Source organism: Thalassotalea loyana, assembly GCF_030161435.1.
GTDB classification, from domain to species: Bacteria; Pseudomonadota; Gammaproteobacteria; order Enterobacterales; family Alteromonadaceae; genus Thalassotalea_G; species Thalassotalea_G loyana.
The window spans coordinates 326,285-346,256 of sequence record NZ_BSSV01000001.1; the positions used below are offsets into that span (position 1 = coordinate 326,285).

The 19,972-nt window shown below is 39.0% G+C and carries 15 protein-coding genes and 1 pseudogene; 11 read left to right on the forward strand and 5 right to left on the reverse strand.

The window, feature by feature from the left end; translation table 11 throughout:
• Positions 1-49: 49 nt before the first annotated feature.
• Both QQK05_RS01445 and QQK05_RS01450 read right to left on the reverse strand, forming a co-directional pair.
• Positions 50-1,267: a TolC family protein gene (locus QQK05_RS01445; RefSeq protein WP_100912752.1), complete on the reverse strand. Its 1,218-nt coding sequence runs from the start codon at positions 1,265-1,267 to the stop codon at positions 50-52.
• 84 nt (positions 1,268-1,351) lie between these two features.
• Positions 1,352-1,687: a hypothetical protein gene (locus tag QQK05_RS01450; RefSeq protein WP_284295595.1), complete on the reverse strand. Its 336-nt coding sequence runs from the start codon at positions 1,685-1,687 to the stop codon at positions 1,352-1,354.
• Positions 1,688-1,880: 193 nt separating this feature from the next.
• Here QQK05_RS01450 and QQK05_RS01455 point away from each other — a divergent pair, with 193 nt between their 5' ends.
• From QQK05_RS01455 to QQK05_RS01475, 5 genes are all read left to right on the forward strand, one after another.
• Positions 1,881-2,783: a cation transporter gene (locus tag QQK05_RS01455; RefSeq protein WP_284295596.1), complete on the forward strand. Its 903-nt coding sequence runs from the start codon at positions 1,881-1,883 to the stop codon at positions 2,781-2,783.
• A 105-nt stretch (positions 2,784-2,888) separates the two neighbouring features.
• Entirely contained in the window at positions 2,889-3,491 is a 603-nt protein-coding gene (locus QQK05_RS01460) for a class I SAM-dependent methyltransferase (protein WP_284295597.1), read from the forward strand.
• 438 nt (positions 3,492-3,929) lie between these two features.
• A complete protein-coding gene (locus tag QQK05_RS01465; protein WP_138482544.1) occupies positions 3,930-5,222 on the forward strand; it encodes a TolC family protein in 1,293 nt (430 codons plus the stop codon).
• Positions 5,223-5,274: 52 nt separating this feature from the next.
• Positions 5,275-6,165 (forward strand): efflux RND transporter periplasmic adaptor subunit, encoded by an 891-nt coding sequence (locus tag QQK05_RS01470; RefSeq protein WP_284295598.1) that lies wholly within the window; start codon positions 5,275-5,277, stop codon positions 6,163-6,165.
• 10 nt (positions 6,166-6,175) lie between these two features.
• On the forward strand, positions 6,176-9,304 hold the full coding sequence (locus tag QQK05_RS01475) for an efflux RND transporter permease subunit (protein ID WP_138478163.1): 3,129 nt from the start codon (positions 6,176-6,178) through the stop codon (positions 9,302-9,304).
• 67 nt (positions 9,305-9,371) lie between these two features.
• On the opposite strand, the gene QQK05_RS01480 is transcribed toward QQK05_RS01475, so the two are convergent.
• The 3 genes and pseudogenes from QQK05_RS01480 to QQK05_RS01490 form a co-directional block, all read right to left on the reverse strand.
• Positions 9,372-10,277 carry a cation diffusion facilitator family transporter gene (locus tag QQK05_RS01480; RefSeq protein ID WP_284295599.1) on the reverse strand — a complete coding sequence of 302 codons (906 nt, stop codon included), beginning with the start codon at positions 10,275-10,277 and terminating at the stop codon, positions 9,372-9,374.
• Positions 10,270-10,995 (reverse strand): transglutaminase-like domain-containing protein, encoded by a 726-nt coding sequence (locus QQK05_RS01485; protein ID WP_138478159.1) that lies wholly within the window; start codon positions 10,993-10,995, stop codon positions 10,270-10,272. Before QQK05_RS01485 ends, QQK05_RS01480 begins: the two co-directional genes overlap by 8 nt.
• Positions 10,996-11,005: 10 nt before the next feature.
• Positions 11,006-11,663, reverse strand: a pseudogene (locus QQK05_RS01490) (cation transporter).
• A 78-nt stretch (positions 11,664-11,741) separates the two neighbouring features.
• Here QQK05_RS01490 and cadR point away from each other — a divergent pair.
• The 6 genes from cadR (at position 11,742) to QQK05_RS01520 (ending at position 19,960) form a co-directional block, all read left to right on the forward strand.
• Positions 11,742-12,131: a Cd(II)/Pb(II)-responsive transcriptional regulator gene (gene cadR, locus QQK05_RS01495; RefSeq protein ID WP_138478157.1), complete on the forward strand. Its 390-nt coding sequence runs from the start codon at positions 11,742-11,744 to the stop codon at positions 12,129-12,131.
• A 487-nt stretch (positions 12,132-12,618) separates the two neighbouring features.
• Positions 12,619-12,999 (forward strand): hypothetical protein, encoded by a 381-nt coding sequence (locus tag QQK05_RS01500; protein WP_284295601.1) that lies wholly within the window; start codon positions 12,619-12,621, stop codon positions 12,997-12,999.
• Between the two features lie 106 nt (positions 13,000-13,105).
• On the forward strand, positions 13,106-13,603 hold the full coding sequence (locus QQK05_RS01505; RefSeq protein ID WP_138478153.1) for a DUF411 domain-containing protein: 498 nt from the start codon (positions 13,106-13,108) through the stop codon (positions 13,601-13,603).
• Positions 13,603-15,015, forward strand: coding sequence for a TolC family protein (locus QQK05_RS01510; protein WP_284295602.1), 1,413 nt, complete (start codon positions 13,603-13,605; stop codon positions 15,013-15,015). The genes QQK05_RS01505 and QQK05_RS01510 overlap by 1 nt, the downstream gene beginning before the upstream one ends.
• Positions 15,015-16,772, forward strand: a complete 1,758-nt coding sequence (locus QQK05_RS01515; RefSeq protein ID WP_284295603.1) for an efflux RND transporter periplasmic adaptor subunit — start codon at positions 15,015-15,017, stop codon at positions 16,770-16,772. The genes QQK05_RS01510 and QQK05_RS01515 overlap by 1 nt, the downstream gene beginning before the upstream one ends.
• 14 nt (positions 16,773-16,786) lie before the next feature.
• Positions 16,787-19,960 (forward strand): efflux RND transporter permease subunit, encoded by a 3,174-nt coding sequence (locus QQK05_RS01520; RefSeq protein WP_284296411.1) that lies wholly within the window; start codon positions 16,787-16,789, stop codon positions 19,958-19,960.
• Positions 19,961-19,972: the final 12 nt, after the last annotated feature.

The window sequence follows — 19,972 nt, forward strand, 5'->3', positions numbered from 1 at the left end:
TACCTATATTCTTTTAACGTTTAAGATTTCTAATTGCCGTTTTAACTAATTAAATCTTAAACTTAGATAATTGACCCATGCTCCAAATGAAGGCTATTTCAGAGAGTCTAAATTGTTTTTCTAGTTGAATGCCCGAGTGCAATCCATCAGCTCTTTGGCTCAACGCTATTAGATAGTCTGAAGTATTGATGTCTCCAGCCTCCCAACGAGCGTTTAGCAACCTCGCGCTATTATCAATTCGGTTTTGCATAAGGTTTTGCCATCGCTGATAGTATTTTTTACTGATCATGAGGGATTCATAGTTGGCCTGAGCTTCAAAAGAGCGTTTTCGATAAATGGATTGGAAATAAGCTTCCGCAGCAACGGCTTCTGAATATGCCGCTTTAGTAGCATCGGAATAGTTATTTCTGATATTCAAAGGCATAGAGAATGTTAAGCCAACGATATTATCGTCACTATTTTTTCCTGCGCTAATCCCTATGGTGGGATTAGCTTTATTCTCTATGGTTGTTAGTTGTGCTTTAGCTTGTTGCTCTTTCCATTTTGCTTTAGCCAATTGTACTTGGGGGTGTTGTTCAATCCATTCAGCTTTGTATGAATAGTTTTCAACATCGAAATCAATAGAGATTTTACTGGCTAACTCTGGTGTCCAATCAGGCAGCAGCTCTTTAACTTTAACCTCAGCATTTTTTAGCTCTATTTGATATTCAGCTATTTCACTAAAAACTTGAGACAAGTTTAAGTAAACCAGCTCAGCATCTAGAGGCTCAAGTATTCCCGCCTTTTGTTTGTCTTCCACAATACTAAGTAAGGTTTGCAGTTGACTTTCTCTCTCCGTAGATAGCTGTGCAGTATCTTTCGCTGATTGCCAATTTGTCAAAGCAATTAACGCATCGGCCTTTTTTGAATCGATTAAATTCAATAAGTGCTGCTGGCTGGCATAAAGAGTTATCTCGCCAATTGACGTATTGGCAGAGCGTTTATCCCAAAAATCAATGGTCTGACTCAAACCGATTGAATAGTTATTAAAATCACCTTCTTTCTCAAAACTTGCGTCAAGCTCAGGGTTATAAATTGCCTGAGTTAAGCTTTTTGCATGATGATTGCTTGCGATTAACAACTCTCTCGCTTCAATGATTTCGGGATCTTTGTTTATTTGAGCATCTAGCCACGAAACGTTTTTTTGCTTGCTATAAGCCACATTTGAAATGCTTACAAGCAGGCAAAATGACAGGCATACGCCTGTATTTTTTAAATATTTATACATAGGACTTCTTAAATTTTTAATTAATAAACATCAACCCATTTACCGATTTTTAATCGATGAATGGATGGTTATAAATCTACAAATTTAAGAAATAGGGGGGCGCAGAATTGCGTTTAAAAACTCTTCTGTCTGATCAAACTGATAAGGAATATTAGTGTAAGTGAATAACTTGGTGGAATTGTTAATATTATTGATCAGAATCCATGATAAATGACTGCCACTGCAATGACCGCAGTGATGACAATCTTTGATGTCGTGGTCATCTTCCCCAATTTCTTCAGCATTATTGCTCAAGTCATCACTATGATCATGTTGAGTTTGAAGGTGCTCAAAGTCTATCTGGTGGCTTTGTGAAGTGGCAGACGCAATAGAGCTTATCGATTGCAAAGCAATCGAAACTATTAACAGTAGTTTAAGCACAACACCAAAGTTCAAAGTAACCACTCAGTGGGAAAATAACACAAAAACGATAGCATATAGTTTTATGAGGAGCTAGTAATTTCAGTCAAGTTCATACCGTACCTTGCAAAAATCTAATTGTTTGATAAATATTCTTGACTCTATAGTTGGTATAGAGTCTACACTGATTGCAAAAATTTAATGGAATGATTTTATGTCTGAAAAATGCACTGGGCAATGTCAGTCCTCTCCAACTAACAATGACCTGAATAATAACCACATCGATTCAGACGATTTTGGCGGAAAGTTTGTCAGTACATTTAAGGTTCCCAAAATGGATTGTCCTTCTGAGGAGCGTTTAATTCGACTGGCTATAGAAGGAATTAGCACAACTATTGGGTTGCAGTTTGATATTCCCAGTCGGTTAGTTAAAGTTTTCCATGATGACAATTTAGATGAGATTACTAACAAAGTGCAATCTCTCAATTTAGGTGCTTCACTAGAATCAACAAGTGAAAGTTGCAGTAAAGAAGCTGCAAAAGCGAGAAAGTTAGATCAATCAAACAAAGCAAGTGAAATGTCAGCACTTAGATGGCTGTTATTGATTAACGGAGTTATGTTTCTTGTTGAAGTGGTCGCCGGAGTTATTGCTCAATCTGCCGGACTCATTGCGGATTCTTTGGATATGTTTGCGGATGCTGCTGTGTATGGACTAGCTATATATGCTGTTGGTAAGACAGTTAGCCTGAAATTAAGGGCAGCACATATATCTGGATTATTGCAGGTTATTTTAGCGCTTGGAGCTTTAAGTGAGGTAATTCGACGTTTTATTTATGGGAGTGAACCGATTTCATCGTTGATGATGATATTTGGTGGGGTTGCACTAATTGCTAACGTAGCTTGTTTGTTTTTAATTTATAGAAATAAAGAAGATGGTGCTCATATGAAAGCGAGTTGGATATTTTCAGCCAACGACGTTATTGCAAATGTTGGTGTTATCTTAGCTGGCCTTCTCGTGACGCTGACAGATAGCCGTTATCCAGACTTAGTTATCGGGTTAATAATTTCCCTTGTTGTATTGAACGGCGCACGCCGAATTCTACAGTTAAAGTACTAATAGCCATTATTCATGACTGTTTGAAAGCAACGTATTCAGTATCAAGGCAGGGAAATTTACAATGAAAAAAATACACCTTATATACCTCCGTTACGTTTTCACTGGTTGACTCGTTACTATGACAGAATCGTTGCAATTACTACACGAGAAAAATTTTTTAAAAGTTTAATTGTGAAGAAAATAGCTCAAACCAAAGGAAATGAACTGTTAGATGTGGGCTGTGGTACAGGAACATTAACAAAAACAATTGCTGAAAATTTTCCTCATTTTAAGGTGACAGGTTTGGATGCTGACCAAACAGCATTAGATATTCTTCGAAAAAAACTCAGTGAGAAAGAACTCAATATTTCGCTGATACAAGGTTTTGGTCAAGAAATGCCTTTTGGTGAAAACTCTTATGATATAGCTGTTTCGAGTTTGTTTTTTCACCACCTTACTCGTTTAGATAAAATAGCAACACTAAAAGAAATTCGTAGAACGCTCAAACCGAGCGGGGCATTGTACATTGCTGATTGGGGCAAGCCGACCTCCATTTTACAACGAGCATTATTCTTAATAGTTCAATGTTTAGATGGTTTTAAAACGACAAAAGATAATGTGGATGGATACCTCCCGTCATTGATAGTAGAAGCGGGGTTTGTCAACGTTTATGAACAAGATGCTATTCCTACTGTATTAGGGACAGTTAGATTGATTAAAGCATGTTAGACCTGCAATGACCTTTCTACGCTTACCTAGTTTCACAACATATTTAACATATGTGATGCTGCTATTAATCGCAGCACATTCTGTGATTTGTTCGCCGAATGATTTTGATGATCTTTCTTTTTTTACGCCAATTAATTCTTCATATGTTTTAGAGCAATCAACAGAAGCTACGGAGCTTACTCAGCTCCAGAATAGCAGCTCGTTAGTAGATGAGTGCAATTTTTGTTGTTGCCAATTATTCATATATACAGATGTGCCTTCCGAGCCTAACCAAGTGATTGATTTTCCTCTTGCTGAGACCATAGTTTCTAGCGAGCAAAAAGGTTATATATCCTTGCCATTTCGACCACCAAAACTAGCTTAGATTACCCCGAAAATTAGGTAGAGCCATCTTCTACACCCACAGTTTTATAGAATAAAATTAATAGGAAAGTATACATGAGACTTAATGTATCACCGCACCGAAAGGTAGCGAAGGTGAGGTGTATAACACCTCGATATAAATATTTTGCGTGCTTAATGATTTCGCTTTTAACATTTAATGTTAACGCTTTTGAAAAGGAGCTTAACCTGCAAGAGGCAATACGTTGGACACTCAAGCAAAATCCAGAGTTAAAAATATTTGATTTCAAGCAACAAGCTTTAATTGGACAAGAACAAACAGCAAGCTTAAATCCGGCATTTGAGCTTGAAGTAGAAGCTGAGAACTTTGCAGGTTCAGGTGACTTCAATAAATTTGATAGTGCTGAATTAACGATTGCTCTTTCTTCCGTGATTGAAATGGGAGATAAGCGTTCTGCAAGAATTGGACTTATTTCTAATTCTAAAAAGCTGTTGAATGCTAAAACGGAAGTTGAGGCGTTAAATTTGATAGCTCAAGTTACTCAACAATTTATCGAGGTACTCGCTTCACAAGAAAGAGTCTTATTAGCCGATAATGCGTTAAGTCTAGCTCAAGAAGCATTCAATGTTGTTGATGAACGTAATCGTGCAGGAGCAACCCCTAATGCTGAGGTAAAGCGAGCGAGGGCAGCGATTGCCCAAGCTAAGCTAACCTCTCAATCAGAAAAGAAACGCCTAGAATATTTAAGGCTGTCTTTAGCCGCTTTTTGGGGAGAATCAACGCTGAACTTCTCGAAGGTAACAGGTGATTTATTTCAATTTGGAAATGATAGTGATTTTGAGACGCTTTTTGCAAAGTTAGAAACAAATCCTGCCATTCAAATTTACGCCAATGAGGAGCGACTTAAGGAAGCTGAGTTGCGTTTAGCCAGAACTGAGTCAACTGCCAATATTCAGTGGTCTGTAGGGGTTAGACGCTCTCAAGAAAGTAATGATACTGCCTTAGTCGCAGGCTTTAGCCTACCGTTATTTGCTGACAAGCGAAACTCAGGAGCAATCGCGAGTGCCTTAGCTGAGCGTGATCAAGTTGCCATTGAAAAAGATGTAACGAAATTAAAGCTTAGAAATCATTTGCTGCGAGCATACTCGAATAGGCAGCAAGCTATTTTGACGACAAATGCACTAAGACAGTCGGTAATTCCAATGTTAGATCAGGCACTAGATGATACCCAAATTGCTTATCAAAAAGGTCGTAATGGCTATCTTGACTATGTATCAGCTAGACAAGAACTACTAAACGCTCGTCGCACGCTGATTGATGCTGCTTCTGCTGCTTTGTTTTACGGGGCCGAGATTGAAAAATTAACGAATGAAGCGTTATCACTTTAATTTAAAAATTGATTTTTAATTCGACCGATAATCGAATTACTTAGGAAAAAAAATGAAAAACTATTTAATTGCATTATTTATTTTTGTAGGGATTTCGTCGCTGTCTCAATTGGTTTGGGCAAGTGATGAGGACTCCGAAGAGAGTATAAGTAAAATAAAAAACGAGATGTCGGAAAAAGTAGGCATAGAAACAACTAGGTTATCACCTAGAAGACTTAATCAAGAAATTTCTGTTTATGGTAAGACAACCATAGGGGTAGAGCAACTGTTTCAGATAAACGCTAGATACAATGGCGTTATAAAGACGATTAATTACACTATTGGAGATAAGGTAAAAAAAGGAGATCTTCTAGCTGTTATTGAATCGAATGAAAGTTTAAATACCTACGAGGTAAGGTCTCCGGTATCAGGTTTAGTTATACAAAGAAATGGGAATGTTGGAGCAACAACACAACAACGAATTTTATTTGAAATAGCCAATGTCGATACGCTGTGGGCGGAATTTAGAGTTTTTGCTACTCATTTTAATAAAGTTGAGGTCGGTCAAGAAATCGAAATTGAATTTAATGGGGAGGCAATCACCTCAACAGTAACCAATATTATTCCAACTAAAGATCAGCCATTCGTCTTTGTTCGAGCACTTTTAGATAATACAAAATTTAACCTTTCTTCAGGCCAACTGTTAAAAGGATATATTACGACAAATCAATTCGACGTTGACTTAGCAATCGAAAAGCTTGCATTACAAGAACTAGGTGGGCAGCTAGGTGTATTTGTTAAAGAAGGTGAAGAATACGAATTTACGCCGTTAATATTGGGCCGTTCAGACAAAAATTACATAGAAGTTATCGATGGACTTGTACAAGGTTCTGAGTATGTAAGTAAAAATAGCTTTTTGATTAAAGCGGATATTTTAAAATCTGAAGTAGAAGACGACGATTAGGAGACGTAAGATGATTGAATCAATTCTGCGTCTAACTATAAATAGGCGCTATCTAATATTAAGTATGCTGTTTGTCATTGTTAGTGTTGGCTTATGGAGCTATCAAAAACTCCCTATTGATGCAGTTCCTGACATTACCAACGTGCAAGTACAAATTAACACGTCTGCCCCCGGTTATTCTCCTTTAGAGGCTGAACAACGGATAACGTTTCCGATAGAAACAGCATTGGCTGGGTTGCCAAAGCTTTCTCACACTCGATCTCTGTCAAGATATGGCTTGTCTCAAGTAACTGTCATCTTTGAGGAAGGGACAGACATTTACTTCGCAAGAAATTTAATCAATGCCAGATTAGGGGCGATTAAAAGTGTTCTCCCTAATGGATTGGAGCCGGAAATGGGGCCAATTTCGACAGGACTTGGCGAAATTTTTATGTATACCGTGCAAGCTTTACCTGATGCAAGAATGCCTAATGGTAAAGAATATACGGCCATAGCATTAAGAGAAATACAAGACTGGATCATAAAGCCTCAATTGGCCCAAGTTAAAGGGGTCATTGAAGTCAATAGTATTGGAGGATATAACAAGCAATATCATATCACTCCAAGCCCAGAGAAGTTGTTATATCATCAAATAAGCTTTGAAGACTTGTCTAACGCGTTGCGAAATAGTAACGATAATCGTGGAGCGGGTTATATAGAGCAAAACGGAGAACAAGTGCTTGTTCGTTCTGTAGGTCAACTTGCTAAGATTGATGAAATTCTCAATGTTGTTGTTAAAAAAGATAATGGCGTTCCAGTAAAAATTAGCGATGTTGCCAGTGTCGCCATTGGTAAAGAGCTTAGAACTGGGGCCGCAACTCAAAATGGTATTGAAACCGTTTTGGGCACCACTATGATGTTGATTGGCGAAAATTCTCGCACAGTTGCTTTGGAAGTTGAAAAGAAGCTTAAACAAATTCAAACATCCCTCCCTAAAGGTGTAATTGCAGAGCCTGTTTATAATCGAACAACGCTCGTTGATAAAGCAATTGCAACAGTGACAAAAAACCTTGTAGAAGGGGCACTTTTAGTCGTTGTAGTTCTATTTTTATTATTGGGGAATTTACGTGCTGCCCTTATTACTGCGGCGGTAATACCTTTATCAATGTTGATGACAATAACGGGAATGGTAAAAACAGGCGTCTCTGCAAACTTGATGAGTTTAGGCGCATTAGATTTTGGCTTAATCGTCGATGGTGCCGTCATCATCGTCGAAAACTCAGTTCGTCGTCTTGCTGAAGCTCAACACAATGGGCATAGGCAAGATTTAAGAGAACGACTCAATACCGTTTTCGAAGCGACCTCTGAAGTTATACGACCCAGCTTATTTGGTGTTGCCATTATCACAGTAGTTTATATACCGATTTTCACGCTCACAGGTGTAGAAGGCAAGATGTTCCACCCAATGGCAGCAACAGTAGTCATGGCTTTAATTTCTGCAATGATCTTATCAGTTACTATCGTGCCTGCTGCTGTCGCAGTGTTTATGAAAGGTAAGATTAGTGAAAAAGAAAGTGTTGTGATCAGTTCAACAAAATCTGTGTACAAGCCACTATTAATTCTGGCATTAAAATTTCGCTGGGTCATTGTATCAATATCAATTGCTTTAATGGGGTATAGCCTGTGGATAGCGACAACGCTGGGTACAGAGTTTGTCCCGCAGTTAAATGAAGGCGATATAACCGTGCAGGCTTTAAGAATACCATCAACCAGTCTAGAGCAGTCTGTTGAAATGCAGGAAGTATTAGAACAGAGAATAAAAGCTTTTACTGAAGTTGATAAAGTCTTTTCTCGAATAGGGACGCCTGAAGTGGCGACAGATCCAATGCCACCGAGCATTGCTGATATTTTTGTCATCTTAAAACCTCGGAATGAGTGGAGCGAACCAACAAAGGCGAAGAGTGAACTTGTTGAAGAAATGGAAGAAGCATTAAAAAGTATTCCCGGAAATAATTATGAGTTTACTCAACCAATTCAGATGCGTTTTAATGAGTTGATTTCTGGTGTTCGAGCAGATCTAGGTATAAAGGTATTCGGGGATGATTTGGAGCAATTGTTATTTACTGCTAACGATATACTCAATATTGTCAAAACAGTTGATGGAGCTGCCGATGCACGTATGGAGCAAGTTACAGGAATACCTTCGTTATCCATTCTTCCTAAAAGAGAATCTTTAGGAAGGTACGGGTTAAATGTAACTCAGCTTCAAGATTGGGTAGCCGCTGCAATAGGAGGTGAGTCAGCCGGGATTATATATGAAGGTGATCGCAGATTTGAATTAGTGGTGCGCCTCCCTGAATTAATCAGAATGGATATTGAAGGGTTGAAGTCACTACCACTTCCACTTGGCAACGGTAATTATGTACCTCTTGAAGAAGTTGCATTACTTAAGTCGGAGTCATTGCCAGCACAAATTAGCCGAGAAAATGGAAAGCGCAGAGTTGTAGTTACCGTCAATGTTCGTGGCAGGGACTTAGGAAGCTTTGTGAAAGAAGTAAAGGCCAAAATAAGTAGCGAGGGTGAAGTCCCAGCAGGCTATTGGCTTGATTATGGAGGTACATTCGAACAACTTGAGTCGGCAAGTAAACGATTGAGTCTAGTTGTGCCTATTACATTGGTTGTTATATTGGGTATTTTAGTTATTGCTTTTGGTTCGATTAAAGATGCTTTGATCATTTTTAGTGGTGTGCCTTTGGCTTTAACTGGTGGGGTATTTTCGCTCTATTTACGAGATATGCCACTTTCAATTTCAGCAGGTGTTGGCTTTATTGCACTGTCAGGAGTCGCTGTATTAAACGGCTTAGTTATGTTGGCTTTTATTCGCGATTTATGGCACGAAAAAGGCGATCTTTATTTAGCTATTGTAGAGGGAGCTATTGTTCGTCTTAGACCAATATTGATGACAGCCCTAGTGGCAAGTTTAGGTTTTATACCAATGGCTTTAAACACAGGCATTGGTGCAGAGGTGCAACGTCCACTTGCTACTGTGGTCATTGGAGGCATTATATCTTCGACCATTTTAACTCTGTTTGTATTACCAGTATTATACCAATGGGTACATGGCTCAGATAGCAATAAGCAACTTTCAAATGATATATAAGTAAATCCTAGCAGCTTAATTCTCTATTAAAATTAAGCTGCTTTTTTAAGGCTAAAGGACGGAAAGCTTAAAGTTTAGATATTTTATCTCGACAATTTTCATTAGGGAATTCAAATTCAATTGTTGTATGTGACAAATTATATGATGAAAGCTCTGTCGATACTTCTTGTTTAAGCTCGATAAGTTTATCTATATCTAAATCTTGAGCTAACTCTAAGTGCGCCGTTAATACATGACTCTCTCCATCTAATGACCAAAAGTGCATATGGTGAACGTCATTAACTTCAGGTAATTTAATAAGAGATTGTTTGATACTTTGTTGAGTTTGTTCATCCGGTGCGGCTTGAAGAAACAAAACAAGTGTAGATTTTAGATTTCTGAAAACATTAAATAAAATAAATAATGTAAAACCAATTGATAGCAGTGGGTCTAGTATTGGCAGTTCTACAAATAACAACACAATTGAAACAATTAGAACGGCGACCCAACCCAGAACATCTTCCAGTAAGTGCCAAGTTAGTACTTTTTCATTTAAAGTTTCCCCAGCTTTTAATTTGAATACGGCATACCCATTTACGGCAACACCGAGTATCGCAAGCCCTAACATTCCTTCAACTACAGGCATTTCAGGGTTGGTTAGCCTTGGAATTGCTTCAAACAACACCCAAATTGAGCCAATTACTAATACAACGCCATTTACCAATGCCCCGAACAGTGTAAGTCGGCGGTAACCATAGCTGTATTTATCTGGCGCTGCTTTGTTTGAAAAACGACTTAATATCCATGCAAAGCCAATCGATAAACTATCTCCTAAGTCATGCACCGCATCAGCCATAATAGCGGTACTGTTGGTGAGCCAACCACCAATAAATTCGATGATCGTAAAGGTAACATTCAGAAAAAATGCCCAACCAATCCTGTCGTCTGTTCCATGTTGATGACTATGACTATGACTATGACTATGACTATGCATTTTGTACCTCCAGCGCTTTATTTTTTCTTAGATTAGTGACATTGAAATTTATTAGGTGGCGGATCACTTTTTGATACATCCAGCGTTTGACTCCAGACAAATTAGTGCCTTTTTCAAGATAAAACTCATCAGGGGAATTATAAAGTCCAAAGTCGTCGTGAATCCCTTCTTTTTGAATATATGTGTCGGTTCCGCGCCAATCTGTATCTGGTGATGAAAAACATTTTGTTGCAACACCATAACCACAGAAATTGTCTTTTATTTGATTAAACTTTTGCTGTATTGAAGTGAGATATTGATTGTCTAAAATAAAGCCCTCTAAGTTGATCCAACGTCCTTCAAAGTAAAATTCAACCCAACTGTGAATAATGTATTTGGGCGCTAACCAAAAGACATAGGTAGGAATAGCTCCTTTTTGTAATTGCTGATCTATTGTAAACCCGTGAAATCGGCACTGAATTCTTAATCCACGTAATAAGGCCATTAAAAGGTTGCCCTTAGTGTTACATTGCCCGTATCCGTCAGATAAAACTTCACTTGCGGAAATATCGTCGCTTTCGTTATAGCCAAATAGTATTTCGTCTTTTACAAACTGATAAGCAGTGCCAATCTTGTTGTAGTCATCAAGTTCATGCCATTTTCGCTCTGTTATTAATGATTGGATAGTGGGGTGTTCAAAATTAACTATCTCAGTTTTTTTAAGATATTCTTGATTCATAAGAGCTTCCTTACTTTGAATTGCAGCAGGTTGATTGTTTATTTTTATCTGATACTTCAGATGTATATTGAGCCGATACTAATTCTTGTTTGGCATCCGTTAATATCATGTAAGCACCTCGAAGAATTAACATTGAAATGATGCTACCAATAACAATATCAGGCCAGCGTTGTTCTAGCACCATGACAAGTATGCCAGCAAGTACGACACCAAGGTTTGCGATCACATCATTAGCTGAAAATATCCAGCTAGCCCTCATATGCACTTCATCATTGTTGTGTTTTCGTATAAGCATCAAACAAATGACATTAGCGATTAAAGCCACAGAACCAACTCCAATCATAAACCAAGAATGAGGCTCACTTTCTCCAACTAGTCTCCTAGCTATATCGAGAAGAATTAGACCCCCTAACCCCAATTGGAAATAACCACTTACTAATGCTGCATTAGCTTTATGTTGGATTGACTTCCCCACGGCATATAAGGCAATGGCATAGACGATAGCATCAGCTAGCATATCTAACGAATCAGCAATTAATGCGGTTGATTCAGATAACCAACCTAAACCAATTTCATACAAACATCGTGGCATTTATAGCTAAAAGCCAATAAAGCACTGTTTTTTGTTGGTCATCTTTTAATTCTACTTCACAGCCACAACCGCTCATTTTTTAACTCCGCCTTACTTGTATAATTCAAGTGTAAAACCTATAGTAACTATAGGGTCAGGTTTAAAAGAAAATATTATGAAAATAGGTGAATTATCGAAAACATCCGGTTGTTCTATACAAACGATCAGATACTATGAAAGAGAAGGCTTACTTTCTGAGCCTGAGCGGACAGAAGGTAACTTCAGATTGTATGACGTTACCGCTTTGAAGCAATTAGAATTCGTAAAACATTGTCGCAGTCTCGATATCTCTCTGATTGATATCAAACGTCTTATCGACCTAAAAAATAAACCAGAAGAAAGTTGTTCAAGTGTAAATGAACTGATTAAACAGCAATTAGATTTAGTTAATAAACGCATAAAAGAATTAAAAGCCTTAAAAATCGAATTACAACAAATGGCTAGTACGTGTAATTCTGATAATACCATTGAAGGGTGTGGGATAATTAAGTCATTAGATAGCTAAAGTGATGTATAAAAGACTCTTTTTTAACTCACCTTGATTATTGATACAGGCTAATTAATAGTTATTTTCTTACCCACACGAACAGATTTGAGTTCCCCGGCAAAATCTCTCTCAACTAACAATAGAGATTTGTCGCTAGTATAGTGAGCACCTAACGTGACCATTTTGAGTCTACGAGACATTAAATTTATGTCACTAAAGACGTATTGTTTATCAATAAGCGAGCATACTCCTTCGCTGTATATCAATACCTTTGACGGGGATGTATATGCATTTACAAGATAAACGAGTCAGAATTAGAGATGTATCAACCATGTGCACTGGTATAACTTTTGACTACTAACCGTCAAATGAGATTATGAATGCTACATGTACCCCATTGAAAAAATTGATGAATATCAAATATTCACAAATGCTCACATGACATCAATTTACTTCTTCAATAATTTGTATTAGTATAAAGAGTGTATATTTTTGTGAGAATTTTATGTCAAGAGCATTTTCAAAAGTCTTAGTAATGACGCTTATGCTGATTGCCTTTGTTGGGCAAGTATTTGCGTATTCTGCTATGTCTTGCGAAATGTCATCAAGTTCTCACGAGTCACACATGAACATGGAACATTCCAAGATGAGTCATCATGAAGGAATGAATCATGGTGATATGAATAAAAGCAGTAATGGTCAATCAGAAGATTGTTGTGATGTTGAATGTATTTGTCCTGCAAATGCTTGTTCATCTTCGACAGCCCTAAATTCCAGTATTGATTCGACAGATATTCAAATATTGAGTGAATCAGTAGCAGAACTGCAATCTAACAGACCTTATTCAATTTCAACCTCTCTTTACCGTCCACCGATTTTTGCCTAATACAGGATTAGTGCGCCCAAATTTTGCGCACATGTAATTAATTTTTCTGTTAATCAATATAGCGTCGCCGCGCTATAGATATTTTCCAGCGAAGTCTGGGGGCAAAATGATCAATATGTATTTAAAAATAGCAGTCGTGATGCTGCTTTTACCTACGTTTGCAAATGCTAATGAATATAACCATGTAAGCAATCACACCGTATCACCTTTGGAGTTAATCGTTTATAAAACCCCTACTTGTGGGTGTTGTAAAAAATGGATAGCTCATATTGAAGATGAAGGTATCGTTGCGCATTCCAAAGATTTTCGAAACATCAGCAACATCAAAACTAAGTATGGTATTAAGCCTAATTACCGTTCCTGCCACACGGCAGTTAGCAGAAACGGGTTTGCCTTTGAAGGTCATGTACCTGCTAAATTTATTCAGCAGTTTTTATCAGAAGAACATCCCAATGCGATTGGGCTTTCAGTTCCAGCAATGCCAGTTGGCTCTCCCGGTATGGAAGTTGACGACCGTTTTATGCCATATAACGTGTTAATTCTATTTAAAGATGGAACGAGCGAAGTCTATGCAAAAGTTAGGACATACGAGGAGCAACTTTAATGAAATTGAACGTTTTAAACCTTACTTCACTTTCAACTGCACTATTACTCGGCTTATCTGTATTCTCAGCTCAAGCTGAGAAAGTAGTGTCACTTGAACAAGCAATAACCTTAGCTCAGCAAAATGATCCTTGGCTTCATGGTAGCCGATTGAAACAAAGTGCGGTTGAAAATAGAAGTATCGCTTCAGGTACTATGCCTGATCCGAAAGTATCGCTTGGGATAATGAATTTACCAACAGATACTTGGGACTTAGATCAGGAAGGAATGACGCAGCTAAAGGTTGGCGTCTCTCAAATGTTTCCGAGAGGAGATAGCCTAGAGATCAAACAAGACCAGTTAAAAATTGAGTCTACGAAATTTCCCCTGCTACGCGAGGATCGTAAAGCGAAGTTGAAAAGCCAAGTGTCACAACTTTGGCTAGATGCTTACTTAGCACAACAGACTATTAATTTGATTGAGGCGGATTGGGCGCTTTTTGAGCAGATGGCGGAAGTGGCTAAAGCTAGTTACTCAAACGTTGTTGGTAAAACCAGACAGCAAGATGTTATTCGTGCTCAGTTGGAAATTGTGCAGTTAGATGACAGATTAACTTCGCAAAAGCAGAAACTAGAAATGACAATCGCTCGTCTCAATGAGTGGCTTCATATTTACGATGCAGAACGTTTGAATGAATCATTTAATTTTGACGCTCTACCTCTTGAGTTTAGTGTATCAAAAGAATTGCCCTCGATTCGATTGAAGAATCCAACCGTCCTTAAAGCATCTAACTACTCAAGGAATGTATTGGCTCAGGAACTTGCGGATCATCCAGCCATACTTGCAATTGATGTAAAACGCAAAGCTTCAGAAAAAGGTGTTGAATTAGCTAAACAGCAATATGAGCCACAATGGGGTGTCAATGCAAGCTATGCATATCGTGACAATATGCCTTCAGGTGATAGCCGAGCTGACTTATTTTCTGTTGGCGTAACATTTGACTTACCGTTGTTCACTGAGAATAAACAAGATAAGCAAGTTGCAGCTTCTATTGCTGAATCAGAAGCGGTTAAAACCGAGAAGTTATTGCTGACAAAACAAATGATCAGTGCAGTGGAAAAGGAGCTTAGACAGCTTAAGCGTTTATCTGATAGACAATCTATCTATCAAGAACAACTCCTTAAACAAACTCATGACCAAGCGGAAGCGTCTTTGACGGCTTACACCAATGATGATGGCGATTTTGCCGAAGTTGTTCGAGCAAGAATTGCCGAATTAAATGCCAGAATATCAGCTTTAAGAATTGATGTTGATGCACTTAAAACAGTTGCTCGCATCAACTATTTCTTTACGCATTCTAAATCTAAATCAAATGCTGAACATAAGCCACTGCAAACTCAGCACTTATCCAATCAGCAATTTGGAGAAAAATAATGTCAACGAATACGAAAACAATTATTGCCGTCATAATTGGAGCTGCATTGGGTGCAGGAGCATTGAGTTTAAGTCAAGGTACAGATTCAAACAGTAATACTGATGAAGCGACATCAGCAGAGAAAAAACCGCTGTACTGGGTCGCACCGATGGATTCTAATTACCGCCGGGACAAGCCCGGTAAGTCGCCTATGGGGATGGATTTAATTCCTGTGTATGAGGAAGAGTCATCTGGCGATGACTTTGGTCCCGGAGCAGTAAAAATTGCGCCTCATGTAGTGAATAACCTTGGGGTTCGCACTGCACCTGTTGAACTGAAAAATATGCATACTGAAATCTCAACAGTAGGTTACGTTCAATATGATGAAGATAAGCTAATTCATATCCACCCACGTGTTGATGGTTGGATTGAAAAACTTTACATCAAAGCAGCAGGTAACCCTGTAGAAAAAGGTCAGCCTCTTTATACGCTGTATTCTCCTCAGTTAGTTAACGCGCAAGAAGAACTGTTAATAGCTTTAAAGCGTAATAATAGTTCCTTAATTTCGGCGGCGAAAGATCGCCTTAAAGCATTACAGCTTTCATCAGACTTCATTCAAAAGCTAGAAAAGACACGAAAGGTACAGCAAACCATCACCTTTTACTCCCCTCAGGCGGGTGTTGTTGATGACCTGAAAGTTAGAGAAGGCTTCTACGTCAAACCGGGTAATACTATTCTAAGCATTGGTCAACTAGATCAAGTGTGGGTTGAAGCAGAGGTGTTTGAACGGCAAGCCGCCCTGATTAAAAAAGGTCTGCCAGTATCAATGACTCTGGATTATTTACCCGGTGAGGACTGGGCTGGTGTCGTTGATTATATCTATCCAACATTGAACAGTAAAACACGCACACTCCGAGTGCGACTGAGATTTGATAACCCAGACTATCAATTAAAACCGAACATGTTTGCACAAGTATCTATTCACTCCAATCAAGCTGAAAGCACCATACTCGTACCTAAAGAAGCTGTCATTCGTACAGGTAAACAAGACAGAGTTGTGCTTGCTTTGGGGGATGGGCAATTTAAGTCTATCGAAGTGACAATTGGCCGGGTTGATATGGATAGTATCGAAATCTTAGAGGGTCTTAATGAGGATGATGTTGTGGTGACATCAGCTCAATTCCTGATTGATTCCGAATCAAGCAAAAATTCTGATTTCAAACGAATGACTCATGATGAAGTGCCTAACTCTGTTTGGATGGAAGGCGAAATCAACAGCGTTATGGCGGGTCATCGCATGGTTAACATTACTCATGGTCCTGCTGAAGCTTGGGATTGGCCGGAGATGGTTATGGATTTTACTGTGGCTGAAAAAGTCGATATTGACTCATTAAAGTCTGGTCAATCTTTGCACTTTGAAGTGAGTAAAACCGAAGATGGTGGATATGAAATTACTGGAATTCATATCATGAGTGAGTCTGTTGATATGAGTGAAGAAGTATCATCAGCAACCGTATCAGGTTTGATCAATGCGATTGATATTGATACACGGATTCTAAATATTAGCAGAGGCCCAATAGAGAAATGGGATAGACCTGCTGCGACGATGGATTTTATCGTCGCGGACAATATAGAAATGGTTGATTTCAATGTTGGTGATAATGTCACTTTCACCTTTGAGGTAAGAGATGACTTAGTGATCACTGAAATCTCCCTTGAATCAGGCGAACAACACGGCAAAGAAAATAAGCCTGTAGTTGATCACTCGAATCATTAAGCTGGGAGTAAATGATGATTGAATCAATTATTAGATGGTCAATCGGCAATCGTTTCTTTGTATTGCTGGTTACCTTAATTATTGCTTTTGGCGGTTTGTATTCTTTACAAAAAACGCCTGTAGATGCAATTCCAGATCTTTCAGATGTACAAGTCATTATTAAGACGAGCTATCCGGGACAAGCGCCACAGGTTGTTCAAGATCAAGTGACTTTCCCACTGACTACAGCGATGTTGTCTGTACCGGGAGCACAAACTGTTCGTGGTTATTCATTTTTTGGTGATTCCTACGTCTATATCATTTTTGATGATGATACTGATTTATATTGGGCTAGAAGCAGAGTGCTTGAATACTTAAGCCAAGTCGCATCAAGCCTTCCTGATTCAGCAAAGCCTCAATTAGGTCCTGACGCAACAGGTGTGGGCTGGGTGTACATCTATGCTTTAACAGATAAGTCAGGTAATCATGACCTAAGCCAATTAAGAAGTATTCAAGATTGGTTTTTAAAGTATGAACTGCAAACTGTTGCTGGCGTTTCAGAGGTTGCAGCCGTTGGGGGCATGGTTAAGCAGTATCAAGTGCAAGTAGATCCTGACAAATTGAGAGCTTACGGTATTCCTTTAAGTTTAATACAAATAGCTTTACAAAAAGGGAACAAAGAAACTGGTGCATCAGTTATTGAAATGGCGGAAGCTGAATATATGGTTACTGCTACAGGGTATATTCAATCTGTCAGTGATATAGAGAAAATACCACTTGGTATTAACGAAAAAGGCACGCCGTTGCGTATTGGTGATGTTGCCAACGTTAACCTTGGTCCTCAAATGCGCCGTGGTATCGCAGAACTTAATGGTGAAGGCGAAGTTGTTGGTGGGGTTGTTGTCATGCGCTTTGGTGAAAACGCTCAACAAACCATAAATGGGGTAAAAGAAAAGCTTGAGTCGCTCAAATCATCTTTACCTGAAGGTGTAGAAATTGTTCCTGTCTATGACAGATCGAAGTTAATAGATCGTGCAGTTGACAATCTTTGGAGCAAGTTGCTTGAAGAGCTTGCTGTTGTTGCTATTGTCTGTGTTGCTTTCCTGTTTCATCTTCGCTCATCAATTGTTGCTGTTGTTACTCTACCATTGGGTATTTTGGTGTCGTTTATCATCATGTATATGCAAGGCATCAATGCCAACATTATGTCATTAGGCGGTATCGCTATCGCGATTGGTGCGATGACTGATGGTGCAATAGTGATGATTGAAAATATGCATAAGCATATGGAGAAAACACCATTAACAGATGAAAACCGTTGGCAAATTGTAGCCAAGGCTGCGAGTGAAGTCGGACCTGCATTATTTTTTAGCTTGCTGATCATAACTGTCTCATTCTTACCAGTGTTTATCTTGGAAGCGCAAGAAGGCAGAATGTTCTCACCGCTTGCCTATACTAAAACCTATGCAATGGCGGCATCAGCAGGTTTGGCGATAACATTGGTGCCTGTTTTGATGGGCTACTTTATTCGAGGCAAGGTTGTTTCTGAAAAGAAAAACCCGTTAAACCGATTATTGATTGCTATTTACATGCCTGTTTTGAAGCAAGTCATGAAGTTTCCAAAATCGACAATAGTAGCAGCAGTATTAGTGACTATCGTTGGTTTTTGGCCTGTCGATAAAATTGGTAGTGAATTCATTCCTCCGTTGGATGAAGGCGATCTCATGTATATGCCTACTACTTATCCCGGTATTTCTATTGGTAAAGCAAGAGAGTTATTGCAGCAAACAGACAAGCTTATCCGCACTGTTCCAGAGGTTGAAAATGTATTTGGTAAAGTAGGACGAGCTGAAACCGCTACGGACCCTGCGCCTCTAACCATGATTGAAACCTTTATTCAATTGAAGCCGCAAGATCAGTGGCGAGAAGGTGTGACTACAGAATCATTAAAAGCTGAGTTTGATAAATTAGTTAAATTTCCGGGCTTAACCAATGCTTGGGTTATGCCAATCAAAACCCGCATTGACATGTTAGCTACAGGTATAAAAACGCCTGTGGGTATTAAAGTCGCTGGACCAGAGCTTGATGTTATTCAGGATATCGGCCAACAAATAGAACAACTCTTGCCAAAAGTGACAGGCACAGCGTCAGTTTACTCTGAGCGTGTTGCAGGTGGACGATATATCAAGGTTGATATTTCACGAGATAAGGCAAGTCGCTTTGGGCTAAATATTGAAGATGTCCAACAAGTGGTTTCTACTGCAATAGGCGGTATGAATGTGACGCAAACGATAGAAGGGCAAGAACGCTATCCCGTTAACTTACGCTATCCACAAGATTATCGGGACTCTCCTGAGCAGCTATCACAACTACCTGTTGTAACACCAAATGGTCAACGCATTGCGCTAGGTGATGTTGCAGATATTCGAGTAGAGAATGGTCCACCGGGTATTAAGAGTGAGAATGCCAGAATCAATGGCTGGACTTTCATTGATATTGATGGCGTTGATGTTGGTACTTATGTTGAAAATGCTAAGGAACACTTAGCGAATAACCTGACATTACCAGCAGGTTATTCGATTACTTGGGCCGGACAATACGAATATATGGAAAGAGCGAAAGAAAAGCTCACTTATGTATTGCCTTTAACACTAGCCATTATTGTTATTCTGCTTTACTTAAACTTCAGAGCGTTTAGTGAGGTGGCTATCATTATCGTTACCTTGCCTATGGCAATGATTGGTGGCTTATGGTTGATGTATCTAGAAGGGTTTAATTTCTCAGTAGCCGTTGGAGTGGGCTTTATAGCTCTGGCTGGTGTAGCCGTTGAGATAGGCGTGATAATGTTGGTATATCTCAATCAGGCGCTTGCTGAGCTGAAGGAAAAAGCGGTTGAGCGAGCAGAACCCATCTCAGATGATGCATATCAAGATGCATTATTGCACGGTGCTGGCTTACGAGTTCGTCCAGTAATGATGACTGTTGCCACAATTATTATCGGTCTAATGCCTATTTTATATGGTACAGGTACAGGTTCTGAGGTTATGAGTCGTATTGCTGCACCTATGGTAGGCGGAATGACAAGTGCTGTGCTGCTAACGCTTATTGTACTTCCTGTAATTTATTCAATCGTTAAAAAGCCTGAAGTAAATGCCTTTAACAAAGAGCTTTCTAATGTGGAGTCAGAGAATAATGCTTTGCACGGCTAGAAAATATCACAA

Coding starts and splice junctions, on each gene's coding strand:
- QQK05_RS01445 (WP_100912752.1), bottom strand. CDS start 1,267: ATGTATAAATATTTAAAAAATACAGGCGTATGCCTGTCATTTTGCCTG.
- QQK05_RS01510 (WP_284295602.1), top strand. CDS start 13,603: ATGAAATTGAACGTTTTAAACCTTACTTCACTTTCAACTGCACTATTA.
- QQK05_RS01500 (WP_284295601.1), top strand. CDS start 12,619: ATGTCAAGAGCATTTTCAAAAGTCTTAGTAATGACGCTTATGCTGATT.
- QQK05_RS01475 (WP_138478163.1), top strand. CDS start 6,176: ATGATTGAATCAATTCTGCGTCTAACTATAAATAGGCGCTATCTAATA.
- QQK05_RS01515 (WP_284295603.1), top strand. CDS start 15,015: ATGTCAACGAATACGAAAACAATTATTGCCGTCATAATTGGAGCTGCA.
- cadR (WP_138478157.1), top strand. CDS start 11,742: ATGAAAATAGGTGAATTATCGAAAACATCCGGTTGTTCTATACAAACG.
- QQK05_RS01470 (WP_284295598.1), top strand. CDS start 5,275: ATGAAAAACTATTTAATTGCATTATTTATTTTTGTAGGGATTTCGTCG.
- QQK05_RS01455 (WP_284295596.1), top strand. CDS start 1,881: ATGTCTGAAAAATGCACTGGGCAATGTCAGTCCTCTCCAACTAACAAT.
- QQK05_RS01465 (WP_138482544.1), top strand. CDS start 3,930: ATGAGACTTAATGTATCACCGCACCGAAAGGTAGCGAAGGTGAGGTGT.
- QQK05_RS01480 (WP_284295599.1), bottom strand. CDS start 10,277: ATGCATAGTCATAGTCATAGTCATAGTCATAGTCATCAACATGGAACA.
- QQK05_RS01485 (WP_138478159.1), bottom strand. CDS start 10,995: ATGAATCAAGAATATCTTAAAAAAACTGAGATAGTTAATTTTGAACAC.
- QQK05_RS01520 (WP_284296411.1), top strand. CDS start 16,787: ATGATTGAATCAATTATTAGATGGTCAATCGGCAATCGTTTCTTTGTA.
- QQK05_RS01505 (WP_138478153.1), top strand. CDS start 13,106: ATGATCAATATGTATTTAAAAATAGCAGTCGTGATGCTGCTTTTACCT.